Source organism: Bradyrhizobium sp. CCBAU 53351, assembly GCF_015291745.1.
Lineage (GTDB): Bacteria > Pseudomonadota > Alphaproteobacteria > Rhizobiales > Xanthobacteraceae > Bradyrhizobium.
Genome location: NZ_CP030059.1, coordinates 2238525 through 2251462 on the forward strand (window position 1 = coordinate 2238525; position 12938 = coordinate 2251462).

The window sequence follows — 12938 nt, forward strand, 5'->3', positions numbered from 1 at the left end:
CTAACCGCAGCTCGACCGATCTACGCGCGAGCTCCTCCAATCCGCGCCAGATAATCCTTCTTGCTGAACTGCATGTGGTCCACGCACAGCTGCGCCAGCGCCCAGCTGTCGCGGCCCCGCAGGAGCTCGATCATCATCTCGTGCTGACGACGTGATTGTGCGAGGCCGTCGCGATCGGCGAGGTTCTTCGCCCGCATCGGTAGTGTCAGGTTCATGTAGTCCTGCAGCGAGCGCACCAGATAGGGATTGCCGCAGGCGGTGAACAGCGCGAGGTGAAAGGCATCGTTGGCTTCATGGATGCCGCGCAGGTCCTGCGCATCCGCCTTGGCGCAATATTGCCGTTGCAGCGCGGTCAGCTCGTCGATCAGGCCCTGCGGCGCGGGCAGGGGGATCATCAGCGCGGCCTGCCGGGTCAGCATCTCCCGGACCTCGTAGATCTGCCGGACCTCCTCGGCCGAGTAGAACCGCACGGTGGCGCCGACATTCCTCTCGCGACGGACGATGCCGCGTCGTTCCGCGTCCACCAGCGCCTGGCGCACGAAATGGCGTGAGGTGCCGTAACGCGACATCAGCGCGTCCTCGGTCAGGCGCGCTCCCGGCGCGAGGCGGCCGAAGATGATGTCCTCCTCCAGCCGCGCGACGACGTTGTCCGGATCGTCGCGCCGGACGGGCATGCTGTCTGCGGTATGAATGTCGGACATGCCCTCGGCCTCCGGCTGCGGCCGGTCTGCCCTGTGGAGCAGGGACAAGGCAGATTGTCAATAATCCAAGTCCGTAGAGGTGTCCCAGGCGCGAAAATGCGACAATATGGACCAATCTTATTGACAATCAGGACGCAGGCTGTACCACAATGGCAAATTGAGGAGTGGCATGATGACGAGTGGGTTGCGCAAGGGTCTGACGAGCTATGGCGATGCCGGCTTCTCGCTGTTCCTGCGCAAGGCGTTCATCAAGGCCATGGGCTATTCCGACGACGCGCTGGAGCGCCCCATCGTCGGCATCACCAACACCTATAGCGACTACAATCCCTGCCATGGCAACGTTCCGCAGATCATCGAAGCCGCCAAGCGCGGCGTGATGCTGTCGGGCGCGATGCCGTTCGTGTTCCCGACCATCTCGATCGCCGAGAGCTTTGCGCATCCGACCTCGATGTACCTGCGCAATCTGATGGCGATGGACACCGAGGAGATGATCCGCGCCCAGCCGATGGATTCGGTGATCGTGATCGGCGGCTGCGACAAGACGCTGCCGGCGCAGGTCATGGCCGCCATCAGCGCCGACCTGCCGACCGTGGTCATTCCGGTCGGCCCCATGGTGGTCGGCCATCACAAGGGCGAAGTGCTGGGGGCCTGCACCGACTGCCGCCGTCTCTGGGCCAAATACCGCGCCGGCGAAATGGACGATTCCGAGATCGAGGCGGTGAACGGGCGTCTGGCGCCGTCGGTCGGCACCTGCATGGTGATGGGCACCGCCTCGACCATGGCCTGCATGATCGAAGCAATGGGCCTGTCGCTGCCGATGAGCGCGACGATTCCCGCGCCGCATGCCGAGCGTTTCCGTCTTGCCGAGGCCAGCGGCAAGGTCGCCGCCGAGATGGCCAAGACCAAGGGGCCGAAGCCGAGCGAGCTGCTGACACCGGCGTCTTTCAAGAACGCGCAGGTGGTGCTTCAGGCCATCGGCGGCTCGACCAACGGCCTGATCCATCTCACCGCGATGGCGCATCGCTCGCCGCATCGGCTCGATCTCGGAGTGTTCGACCAGATCGGCCGCGAGGTGCCGGTGCTGGTCGATCTCAAGCCGTCGGGCGAGCACTACATGGAGCATTTCCATCACGCCGGCGGCGTACCAAAACTGCTCGCGCAGCTCGGCGACCTCGTCGATCTCGACGCCAGGACGATCTCGGGCCAGACGCTGCGCGATGTCGTCGCCAATGCCGAGGACGTGCCAGGGCAGGACGCCATCCGCTCGCGCGACAATCCGATCAAAAAGGAAGGCGGCCTCGCCGTGTTGCACGGCAACCTCGCGCCGCGCGGCGCCGTCATCAAGCAGTCGGCTGCGAGCCCCAAGCTGCTCAAGCATACCGGCCGCGCGGTGGTGTTCGAATCCGTCGAGGACATGACCTTGCGCGTCGACGATCCCGATCTCGATGTCACCGCCGACGACGTGCTGGTGCTGCGCAATGCCGGCCCCAAGGGCGCGCCCGGCATGCCGGAGGCGGGCTATCTGCCGATCCCGAAGAAGCTCGCGCGTGGCGGCACCAAGGACATGGTGCGCATTTCGGACGCGCGCATGAGCGGCACGGCGTTCGGCACCATCGTGCTGCACATCACCCCGGAATCCGCCGTAGGCGGGCCGCTGGCACTGGTGCAGAACGGCGACATGATCAGCCTGGACGTGGCCAAGCGCAGCATCGAGCTGCTGGTCGACGCGGCCGAGCTGGAGCGGCGCCGTGCTGCGCTAAAACCGGCTGCGGCGCCGGAGGAAGCACGCCGCGGCTACGCCTGGCTGTTCAACGAGACCATCATGCAGGCCGACGAGGGCTGCGATTTCGATTTCATGCAGAGGACTGGGAAGACCGAGACGAGCTGACCGAACGACGAACGCTCAGACCGCTTAAAGCGGCGGGCGATACAACAGGGGGAAACGATGATTGCACGATCCATGCCGAGATTCTTCCATGGGTTGACGGCCGCGGCCGCCATGCTTGTCGTCACCGGAGCGGGGGCACAGGAGGTGAAGCATTATCGCTTCGCCTATGACCAGCCGCGCAATACCGGCTATTCCATCGCGGGTGACCTGTTTGCCGAGAAGCTCAAGGAATTGAGCAAGGGCACCATGATCATCGATCAATATCCCGGTGCACAGCTCGGGCAGGAGCCACAAGTGCTCCAGCTCGTGAAAGCCGGCGACGTCGAATTCTCGATCATCTCCTCCGCCAACACGGCGACGATCTCGCCGCAGGCTGGCGTGATGTCGCTGCATTATCTGTTCCGTGACGAGAACCACGTCGTCAAGGGGCTGGCCGATCCCCGCGTGTTCGAAGCGCTCAAGACCATGATCGACGAGACCACGCAGGGCCTGCATGTGATCGCGACCGGCTCGCAGGGCGTGCGCCACATGTACGCCAGGAAAGAGATCCGCAACGTGGGCGACATCAAGGGCGCGAAGATCCGCGTGCAGGCGACCGCAACCGAGGACACCATGTTCCCGGCCTATGGCGCCCAGACCGTGCACATGCCGTTCGGCAGCGTCTACACCAGCTTGCAGACCGGTGTCGTCGACGTCGCCGAGAACAGCATCAACGTCTATCTCGTCAACAAGCACTACGAAGTTGCGCCGGTCCTCAACATCACCGAGCACGAGGCCAACAACGCGCTGGTGTTCATCTCCGACAAGCTCTGGCAGAGCCTGTCTGCCGAGCAGAAGGGCTGGGTGCAGGCCGCGGCCAACGAGGTCAGCACCAAGGAGCCGCAGAAGGCGTTCGACCTCGAGCGCAGCGCGGCCGAGAAGCTGAAGAAGATGGGCGTGAAGATCGTCGACAACGTCGACAAGAAGAGCTTCACGGCGATCGCCGATCCCTATCTCGACAAGCTCGCCAAGGAGCTCGGCCCGCACGCCGAGAAGATCAAGGATTTGATCCGGTCGATCAACTGACCGCCAAGAAGGTCGTCATGCCCGGGCGGAAGCGCGAAGCGCGTCTTCGCGCCAGGTGTCCCGGGCATCCACGTTCTTCCTTCGAGTCCGCGCCGAGTGCGTGGATGGCCGGCACAAGCCCGGCCATGATGGAAAGCCGCAGCCGGGAACAATCATGGCCATCGCCGACAAACTGCTCGTGCAACGCCAACGCCATCTCAAATGGCGCGCGCTCGACTGGCTCGAGCTCGCCCTGATGATCCTCTGCGGCGTGCTATGCTTCGGCTTCTCGCTGTCGGTCACCGCCGACATCGTCACCCGCACCATCGGCCATCCCTGGCTTTGGCTGCAGGAGGTGACCTCGACGCTGTTCATCTATGCGATCTTCGTCGGCACGGCCGCGGCGACGCGCCGCAACGACCATCTCTATCTCACCGCGATCTCCGAGGCGATGCACGGCACCTCGCGGCTGATCGTCGAGGTCATCATCCGCATCGTGGTGCTCGGCGTCGCCTTCTGCCTCGTCTGGTACGGCTATCAGAATTATCTGCGCGGCTTCGGCAGCTTTCGGCTGCCGTCGGGCACGCCGATCGCCTCGCTCTATGCGATCATTCCGTTGTCAGGCGTGCTGATCGGCTTGTTCACCATCGAGCAGCTCGTCAACGGCCTGCGCAACGGCTTTGACCATCCCGAGCCGCCCGAGGAGGACGGAACGCCAGTCGTCACCGACGCGCAGGCGAGGGCTCAGCTATGAGCGCACCTGTTGTCCTGACCTTGATGACGTTCTGCTTCCTGTTCTTCGGCTATCTGGGCGTGCCCGTGCCGTTCTCGCTGATGGCGGGTGTCTTCGTCGGCGCGCTGCTGTCGGATGTTTCGCTCGCCGCGATCATTCAGAAGATCTTCGACGGCGTGGACTCCGAGGCGCTGCTGGCGATCCCGTTCTTCCTGTTGGTCGGCGAGCTCATGAGCTCCGCCAACGTCGTTGTGCGAATAGCCAATCTCTCGGTATCGCTGGTCGGCCATATCAGGGGCGGGCTGTCGCAGGTCGTGGTCGTCTTCAGCATGTTCTTCTCGGAGATGTCGGGCTCGACCACCGCCGACGTCGCCGTGATGAGCCGCGCGCTGGGCGGCCCGATGAAGCGCGAGGGCTATGAGCCTGCCTTCATCGCCGCCATCATTGCCTCGGCCTCGACGATTGCAGCTTTGGTGCCGCCGAGCATCACCGCGGTGGTCTATGGCGCCGTCGGCAACGTCTCGATCGCCGGCCTGTTCATGGCCGGCGTCGTGCCGGGCCTGATGATCGGCTTCGGTTTGATGATCTATTGCTATTTCTTCGGCCCCTCGGGCCTGCGCAAGCCCCGCGCGCCGCTGCGCCAGGTGGTGTTCGCGGCTGGCGATGCGGCGCTGCCGCTGATGATCCCGGTGATCCTGCTCGGCGGCATCCTGACGGGCTGGTTCACGCCGACGGAGGCCGGCGTCGTTGCCGTCGTCTGGATCATTCTGGTGGTCATCCCCGCGCTCAACCGCGGACACATCAAGAAGATCCCTTACGATTTCTGCCTCGCCGGCCTGATCTTCTCGCTGCCGCTGATCACCATCGGCGCCGCCAATGCCTTCGGCTGGATGCTCGCCTATCTGCGCGGTGCGACCTATATCGCCGAGTGGATCACGTCGATCGCCGGTACCGACCCGCATCTGATCATGCTTTTGATGGTGCTGCTGTTCACCATCGTCGGCGACTTCATCGAGCCGGTGCCCACCATCATCATCTTCATGCCGCTGGTCAACGCGCTGACGGAAGCGGGCGACATCAACGCCGTGCACATGGGCGTAGTGCTGATCGCGACGCTCGCCTTCGGCCTGATCACGCCGCCTTACGGGCTGGTGCTGCTGATGGGCTCGAAATTCGTCGGCGTCAGCTTCGCCAAGGCGCTGCGCGCGGCGTTGCCGATCTATGTCGTGTTCCTGGCGACGATCGCGTTCGCGATCTATTTCCCGAGCGTGGTATTGTGGCTGCCGCGGCACGTGCTGCCCGAATCGGTCGGCTGCTTCAAGTCGCCGGCCGGGACGGGCTATATCTGTCCGCAATAGGCGCTACTTGCCCTTGCTGGTGAACTTCTTCACGGCGGTGCGGAAGTCTTCCGTGTTCATCGCCATGATGATCTTGTGCTCCTCGGCATCGAGCTGCTGTTTCACCGGTGTGGTGGCGGCCTGATACACCAGCGACTTGGTGCCTGATATCGCGGCCGGCGGGTTCTGCGCGAGCCGCTCGGCGAGCTGTCGCGTCGCCGCCTTCAATTCCCCGGCGGGAACGACCTTGGCCACCAGGCCCCATTCGTAGGCCTGCTGTGCGGTAAAATTGTCCTCGCCGAGGAAGATCTGCAGCGCCCGGCGCGAGCCGACCGTGCCGACGATTCCGACCGTCGAGCCGCCGTCCGGCGATACCCCGATCTTGGCATAGGCCGGCGTGAACTTGGCATCGTCGGCGGCGATGCAGAGGTCGGTGACGAAGGCGAGGCCCATGCCGGCACCGGCGGCCGAGCCGTGCACGCTCGACACCGAGATTTTCGGCATGCGCCTGATGATCTCGATGAAGGCATGATAGTGCCTTAACAGCTCGCCGACGACCGGTGTCACAGTGCCGGCCTCGGCGGCCGCCCCGATCGTCTGCAGATCGCCGCCGGCCGAGAAGGCGCGGCCTTCGCCCTCGATCACCAGGACCTTGATGGCGTCGTCGCCTTCGATACAGGCGGCGAGCTGCTCGAGCTTCTGCGCAATCGCAAGGTTGATCGAGTTGAACGCGGCGGGGCGGTTGAGCGTGATGGTCGCGATCGGGCCGTCGACCTTGAGCAAGGCGGGATCGTCGGGCTGGGAGATGGGAACTGGCATCTGGATATCCCCGGCATGAGGTGGCTGGCAGCGACTAAATCGCAGAAGGGCGGGGGAGACAATCCCCGCGCTGCGCCCTTGCACTGGGCGGAACGATAGGCTCAAATGGACCCGCCTTTTCCAAGGGACGGACACGAGCGCCGGCTCCTCGTAAGGTCAGCAACCAAAATCAGCGAGAGAGGAGACGGCATGGGTCACGCTCGTGTCTTCCGGAAATGGGCTGTCCGATGAGCGACGGTCCGGTGATCATCGTCGGTGCCGGCCATGGCGGCTACCAGGTCGCGGCATCCCTGCGGCAGGCAGGCTTTGCCGGCCGCATCTGCCTGATCAACGACGAGGCGCATCTGCCCTATCAGCGGCCGCCTTTGTCCAAGGCCTACATCAAGGGCTCGGCCGGTCCCGAGAGCCTGATGTTCCGGCCCGAAAAATTCTACCAGGACCAGAAGATCGAGCTGATCGCCGGCCGGGCGGCGTCGATCGACCGCGCGGCGCGGAAAGTTCATCTCGCTTCGGGCGAGACTCTTGGCTACGGCCACCTCGTGCTGGCGACGGGCGCGCGCAACCGGCTGCTCGATCTGCCCAACGCCAATCTGCCCGACGTGAAATATCTGCGCATCCTCGACGAGAGCGAGGCGTTGCGGGCGATCATGCCGTCGAAGACGCGCGCCGTGATCATCGGTGCCGGCTTCATCGGCCTCGAATTCGCGGCGACCGCGCGGATCAAGGGCCTCGAGGTCGACGTGCTCGAGCTTGCCCCTCGCGTGATGGCGCGCGCGGTGACGCCGGAGGTTTCGGAGTATTTCCAGGAGCGGCATCGCGCGGCCGGCGTCCGCATCCATCTCGGCGTGCAGGCGACCTCGATCGAGGCAGGGAACGGCAAGGTCACCGGCGTGTCCTTGAGCGACGGACGGCATCTGCCGGCCGACCTCGTCCTGGTCGGCGTCGGCGTGCTGCCGAACATCGAGCTCGCGGCGGAGGCGGGCTTGCCGGTCGCCGCCGGCATCATCGTCGACGAATATCTTGCAACGGCCGATCCTGACATCTCCGCGATCGGCGATTGCGCGCTGTTCGCGAGTCCCAGATTCGGCGGATCGCTGCGGCTGGAATCGGTGCAGAACGCGACCGATCACGCCCGCTGCCTCGCGGCGCGGCTGACCGGCGACAAGAAAGCTTATGACGGCCATCCCTGGTTCTGGAGCGACCAGGGCGACGACAAGCTGCAGATCGCAGGCCTGACCACGGGCTATGACCGCGTCGTGCTGCGCGGCAGTCCCGCGAACAAGGCGTTCTCGGCGTTCTGCTACAAGGGCGACAGGCTGCTCGGCATCGAATCGATCAACCGCGCCGGCGATCACATGTTCGGCCGCCGCTTGCAGGCCATGGACCGCTCGATCACGCCGGAGCAGGCCGCGGACGAAAGCTTTGATCTGAAGAGCGCGCTGGCGTGATCAACCAGCGGCGAGAACAGCTTTAACCTCCGCGGCCGCCGGCATCGACGGCCCCGCGCCCATGCGCTGCACGCTGATCGACGCCGCCGCGTTGGCGAAGGCGAGGGCGGCGCGCAGAGGCACGCCGTCAGCCAGTTGCGCCGCCAGCGCGCCGGCAAAGCAGTCGCCGGCGCCGGTGGTGTCGACCGCCTTCACGACGCGCCCGGGCACCGAAAACTCTTCGCGCCCGGCCAGCGCGAGCACGCCGCGCTTGCCGAGCGTGATGCAGATGGTCTGGTCCTCGCGCGCCTGAAGTCGTCGCGCGACGTCGATGATCCGTGTGGCAGTATCGTCTTCGGACAGCTCCATGCAGGCGAGGAAGCCGAGCTCGGTCTCGTTCAGCACGAGGACGTCGACCAGCGCGAGCAGCTCATCGGACATCTTTTGCGCGGGCGCCGGGTTGAGCACGGTGACGACGCCGGCCTCGCGCGCCCGGTGGAAGAACGCGGCGATCGTCGGCAACGGAATCTCGAACTGGCTGACCGCGACATCGCCCTTCAGGAGCGGCACGCCGCCGACATCATCGGCGCTCACCAGCGCGTTGGCGCCGGGAATGACGACGATGGTATTGTCGGCCTCGGCGACCGTGATGATCGCGGTGCCGGTGTGGGCCTCCGCATTCTCCTTGAGATAGCCGAGGTCGATGCCCTGGTCGCCGAGGAAGGCTTTCAGCTCGGCCCCGAAGAAATCCTTGCCCAGCCGGCCGATCAGCGTGGTGCCGGCGCCGAGCCGAGACGCCGCCACCGCCTGGTTCGCGCCCTTGCCGCCCGGAAAATACAGCACCTGCTTGCCGGCGACCGTCTCGCCGACGCGGGGATGGCGATGGGCGGTCGCCACCACATCCATGTTGATGCTGCCGGCGACAAAGACGCGCCCCATGGGAAACCTCGGCGAACGCTAGACCCTGACCTCGAACTCGTGCCTGACCTTGGCGATGTCGACCAGCGTCGGCAGGCCGGCCTCGTTGCCGAGGCGCTGGATCTTGTAGGTCGAGGCGGCCCGCGCGAAATCGAAATGCTCGCGCCAGCTTTTGCCGGGATGGGCGAGGTAGGAATAGACATAGGCGCCGTGGAAGACGTCGCCGGCCCCGTTGGTGTCGATCACCCGCTCGCGCGGGATCGGCATCGCCGGCATCACCTGCACCGTTCCGGTTTCGTCGAACCAGAGCAGGCCCTTCTCGCCCATGGTGACGCCACCGATCCTGCAGCCGCGGCTCTTGAGATAGTCGAGCATTTTCTCCGGCGTTAGGTCCATCTGCTCGCACAGGCGCTCGGCGACGATCGCGACGTCGATGAATTCCAGCAGCTCATGGGTGTTGGTGCGCAGGCCGCCGCCGTCGAGCGAGGTCAGGATGCCGGCCTCGCGGCACACCTTGGCATAATGGATCGCGGCGTCCGGCTGGTGGCCGTCGACATGCAGCGCGCGGCAGCCGCCGAGATTGAGCATCGGGAAGGGATGGATGTGCTCGTCGTCGCGGCAGCGCACGATGGCGCGCTTGCCGTCCTTGGGCATGATGAAGGACAGCGAGGATTGGTTGACCTTCCGCCCGTGCAGCGAGATCGCGTATTTCGCACACATGTCCTGGAACATGCGTCCCAGCCAGTCATTGGCCGCGGTGGCGATGAGATCGGGGACGATGCCGAGCTTGGCGCAGCAGAACGCCGCCGTCACCGCATTGCCGCCGAAGGAGACGGCGTAGTCGGAGGCCACGTGCTTTTCGTCGCCGGTCGGCATGTGGTCGGTGATGAAGACGACGTCGATATAGGTCTGTCCGATGAAGAGAGCCTGCATTGCTTGTCCGTCATGCGCTTGTGGTCCCGGCCGGCGCGCTTACTGTAGCACCGGTTCCGCTCCGGCGGGACGCTGAAATTATTCGCAAATCTGCCGCCCGAAGCGCTTGAGGTCAGCATGGTCAGGGAATACGACCATCACCGGGCAATGCCAAGCCCGGACAAACGCCGTGTTTCTGCCCGGGGGTTCCAGAGCCCTGAAACGGGCGATCAAGAGGGGGAAAGATGATCACCGGCCTCGATCATGTCGTCGTTCTAGTGAGGGACATCGGGGCGGCAAAGGCGGCCTATCAGACGCTGCTGGCCCGTGCGCCGTCTTGGCAAAATTCGGGTGAGGGCGCCGACCGCGTGCTGTTCACCCTCGCAAACATGACGATCGAGTTGATGGCGCCCAGCGGCTTCAGCGTGACGGCGGATCGCATGCGCGCGCTGCTGGACGACCAGGAGGGCGTGCTCGCCAGCCTGTGCTTTCGTGTCGCGGACATGAGCCGGATGCACCGGCGGCTGGAGCGGGTGGCCTTGAATCCGGATCCGGTCGCCGAGGTCGAAAGCAGCGATACGGAAACAGGCAACGTGCTGCACTGGAAGCGCACACGCGCCGCCACGGAACTCACGCGCGGCGTGCGCATGTTCTTCCTCGAGCTCGCCGACGAGCGGCCGCTCTCCCCGGCGACCGACATCGCGCCGATCGACGCGCTCGACCACGTCGTGGTCACCACCGAGGATTCCGAACGAGCCGCCGCGCTCTACGGCGCGCGGCTCGGCCTCGATCTGGCGCTCGACCGCTCGCACCAGGATTGGGGCCAGCTGATGTTCTTCCGCTGCGGCGACCTCATCGTCGAGGTGGTGCGCCGGCCCGTCGCCGGCAGCGACCTCGCGCATGACCGTCTCTGGGGCCTGAGCTGGCGCGTCACCGACATCGACGCCACCCGCGCCCGCCTGATCGCGGCCGGCCTCGACGTCACCGAAGTCCGCAACGGCCGCAAGCCGGGGACGCGGATCATGACGGTGCGGAATGGCACTTGCGGGATTCAGACGGTGCTGCTCGAGCGCTCTCCAAAGCCGGTCGAGTGAGGGACCTCACTCTCGTGTCCCGGACGCGCTGCAACGCTCTTGGCGTTGCTGCGCAGAGCCGGGACCCATCTCTCCACGAATCCGCTGCAACATGGGCCCGGCTCTGCAGCGCACCGCCGAAGAAGCGCTGCGCTGCGTCCGGGGCATGAGATCGTTCTCAAACGCTCGCCCGCGTGTTACAGCTGACGAGAGACCACCCAGCGAGCACACGGTTTGGCGAAGGCAAAGCGAACTCTGAAATGGCAGCGTGACCCCGAGGGGATGCGGCTGCGCATTCTCGAAGCCGCCAAGCAGGAGTTCTCCGCCCATGGTCTCGCCGGTGCGCGGGTCGACCGCATTGCGGCCAAGGCCGGCGCCAACAAGCGCATGCTGTACTATCACGTCGGCAACAAGGACGAGCTCTATCTCGCGGTGCTCGAAGGCGCCTACGACAAGATCCGCAGCGAGGAGCGCGGGCTCGATCTCGAACATCTCGATCCGCCCGAAGCGATCAGGCGCCTGATCGAGTTCACCTGGAATTACTTCCTGCGCAATCCCGAATTCCTGTCGCTGCTCCAGACCGAAAACCTCGCGCGCGCCAAGCATCTGAAGAAGTCGACCAAGGTCAAGTCGATGCACTCGCCCTTCGTCGAGATGATCCGCACCGTGGTGCGGCGCGGCGTCGACAGCGGCGACTTCCAGGTCGCGGTCGACCCGGTGCAGCTCTACATCTCGATCGCCGGGCTCTGTTTCTTCTATCTCTCCAACTCGGCGACGCTCAGCGTGATCTTCGGCCGCGATCTCCTGGACAAGAAGGCCAAGGACGAGCGGCTGGCGCACATGGTGGGCCTGGTGCTGGCCGCGCTGACCGGACAGTCCGTTGCCCTGTTCGAGATCGCGAAGGCGCCGAAGTCGCGCACCGCGTTGGCGCAGACGGTCTAGCGACGTTCCGTTGCCACTCTCTTTGCTGTCATCGCCCGACTTGATCGGGCGATCCAGTATTCCAAAGGCGGTTTTGATTGAGCCGAGAAGCCGCGGCGTACTGGATTCCCCGCCTTCGCGGGGAATGACACCGAGGGTGGGTCGCTCTCGTGGCCCGGACGCAGCGGGGCGCTCTTGCGGTGCGCCGCAGAGCCGGGACATGGGCGCGACCGTCCCGCCACCCCAACGGAACCCCGGCACAAAACGTCACAGGGAAAGCTCTGGACAGTATTTATCCAACGGGTTAATTTCTCCCCACAACGAAGAAGACTGCCGGGAGTGAAAATTGGCCGAGCCGAAGCCGCAAAACGCTGTTTCCAAGATGCTGAATGCAGCCTGGGTTCGGCCGTTCTTGTTCCTGGTCTTCATCGTCGTTGCCTGGGATCTCGCGATCCGTCTGTTCAGGATCCCTGCCTACCAGATCCCGTCGCCGCTCGATGTCGTCGCCGTGCTGCGGACTGAATGGCCGGAGCTGCTGCGCCAGTCCTGGCCGACCACCTATGCGACCGTCTGCGGCTTCCTGCTGTCGGCGCTGTTCGGCATTCCCGTCGCGATGCTGATCGCGGGCTCGAAGACGGTGGAGAGCTACGTCTATCCGCTGCTGGTGTTCTCGCAATCCGTGCCGAAGATCGCGATCGCGCCGCTGTTCGTGGTCTGGTTCGGCTTCGGCATCATTCCCAAGGTGATTTCCGCGTTCCTGCTCGGCTTCTTCCCGGTGGTCGTCTCCGCCGTGCAAGGCTTCAAATCGGTCGACCCTGATATGGTCGATCTCGCCCGCGCCATGCAGGGCAGCCGTTTCCAGGTGTTTTGCGCGGTGAACCTGCCGCACGCGCTGCCGGCGATCTTCTCAGGGCTGAAAGTGTCGGTGACGCTCGCCGTGGTCGGCGCCGTCGTCGGCGAGTTCGTCGGCTCCAATTCCGGCATCGGCTACGTCATGCAGCGCTCGATCGGCACGTTCGACCTGCCGACGATGTTCGCAGCGCTCGTGATCCTCGCTCTGCTCGGCGTGGTCCTGTTCTGGATCGTCGACCGCATCGAGAAGCTGGTGATTCCCTGGCATGTCAGCCAGCGCGAGGACGTGATTTTCGCCTCTTAACTTAAGCAA

12 protein-coding genes are annotated in these 12938 nt (G+C 64.9%); 8 read left to right on the forward strand and 4 right to left on the reverse strand.

What is annotated here, in order from left to right; translation table 11 throughout:
* Window positions 1-20: 20 nt before the first annotated feature.
* Window positions 21-701, reverse strand: a complete 681-nt coding sequence (locus XH83_RS10575; protein ID WP_194406936.1) for a GntR family transcriptional regulator — start codon at window positions 699-701, stop codon at window positions 21-23.
* Window positions 702-873: 172 nt separating this feature from the next.
* Here XH83_RS10575 and XH83_RS10580 point away from each other — a divergent pair, with 172 nt between their 5' ends.
* The 4 genes from XH83_RS10580 to XH83_RS10595 all read left to right on the forward strand — a co-directional run bounded on the left by XH83_RS10580 (window position 874) and on the right by XH83_RS10595 (window position 5724).
* Entirely contained in the window at window positions 874-2589 is a 1716-nt protein-coding gene (locus XH83_RS10580) for an IlvD/Edd family dehydratase (RefSeq protein WP_194406937.1), read from the forward strand.
* 57 nt (window positions 2590-2646) lie between these two features.
* Entirely contained in the window at window positions 2647-3654 is a 1008-nt protein-coding gene (locus tag XH83_RS10585; RefSeq protein WP_194406938.1) for a TRAP transporter substrate-binding protein, read from the forward strand.
* Between the two features lie 154 nt (window positions 3655-3808).
* Complete coding sequence (locus tag XH83_RS10590; protein WP_194406939.1) at window positions 3809-4387, forward strand: TRAP transporter small permease; 579 nt, start codon at window positions 3809-3811, stop codon at window positions 4385-4387.
* Complete coding sequence (locus XH83_RS10595) at window positions 4384-5724, forward strand: TRAP transporter large permease (RefSeq protein WP_194406940.1); 1341 nt, start codon at window positions 4384-4386, stop codon at window positions 5722-5724. The genes XH83_RS10590 and XH83_RS10595 overlap by 4 nt, the downstream gene beginning before the upstream one ends.
* Window positions 5725-5727: 3 nt before the next feature.
* On the opposite strand, the gene XH83_RS10600 is transcribed toward XH83_RS10595, so the two are convergent.
* On the reverse strand, window positions 5728-6522 hold the full coding sequence (locus tag XH83_RS10600; RefSeq protein ID WP_194406941.1) for an enoyl-CoA hydratase/isomerase family protein: 795 nt from the start codon (window positions 6520-6522) through the stop codon (window positions 5728-5730).
* 227 nt (window positions 6523-6749) lie between these two features.
* Here XH83_RS10600 and XH83_RS10605 point away from each other — a divergent pair, with 227 nt between their 5' ends.
* Window positions 6750-7970, forward strand: coding sequence for an NAD(P)/FAD-dependent oxidoreductase (locus XH83_RS10605; RefSeq protein ID WP_194406942.1), 1221 nt, complete (start codon window positions 6750-6752; stop codon window positions 7968-7970).
* Here the strand turns inward: XH83_RS10605 and XH83_RS10610 are convergent, their stop codons facing one another.
* Together XH83_RS10610 and XH83_RS10615 are read right to left on the reverse strand one after the other, a co-directional pair.
* Window positions 7971-8888 carry a ribokinase gene (locus XH83_RS10610; protein WP_194406943.1) on the reverse strand — a complete coding sequence of 306 codons (918 nt, stop codon included), beginning with the start codon at window positions 8886-8888 and terminating at the stop codon, window positions 7971-7973. It lies immediately after the preceding gene.
* Window positions 8889-8906: 18 nt separating this feature from the next.
* Entirely contained in the window at window positions 8907-9800 is an 894-nt protein-coding gene (locus XH83_RS10615; protein WP_194406944.1) for a sugar kinase, read from the reverse strand.
* A 224-nt stretch (window positions 9801-10024) separates the two neighbouring features.
* On the opposite strand from XH83_RS10615, the gene XH83_RS10620 reads away from it, so the two are divergent.
* The 3 genes from XH83_RS10620 to XH83_RS10630 all read left to right on the forward strand — a co-directional run bounded on the left by XH83_RS10620 (window position 10025) and on the right by XH83_RS10630 (window position 12929).
* A complete protein-coding gene (locus XH83_RS10620) occupies window positions 10025-10873 on the forward strand; it encodes a VOC family protein (protein ID WP_194406945.1) in 849 nt (282 codons plus the stop codon).
* A 213-nt stretch (window positions 10874-11086) separates the two neighbouring features.
* Window positions 11087-11794 (forward strand): TetR/AcrR family transcriptional regulator, encoded by a 708-nt coding sequence (locus XH83_RS10625; protein WP_194406946.1) that lies wholly within the window; start codon window positions 11087-11089, stop codon window positions 11792-11794.
* Window positions 11795-12119: 325 nt separating this feature from the next.
* Entirely contained in the window at window positions 12120-12929 is an 810-nt protein-coding gene (locus XH83_RS10630) for an ABC transporter permease (RefSeq protein ID WP_194406947.1), read from the forward strand.
* Window positions 12930-12938: the final 9 nt, after the last annotated feature.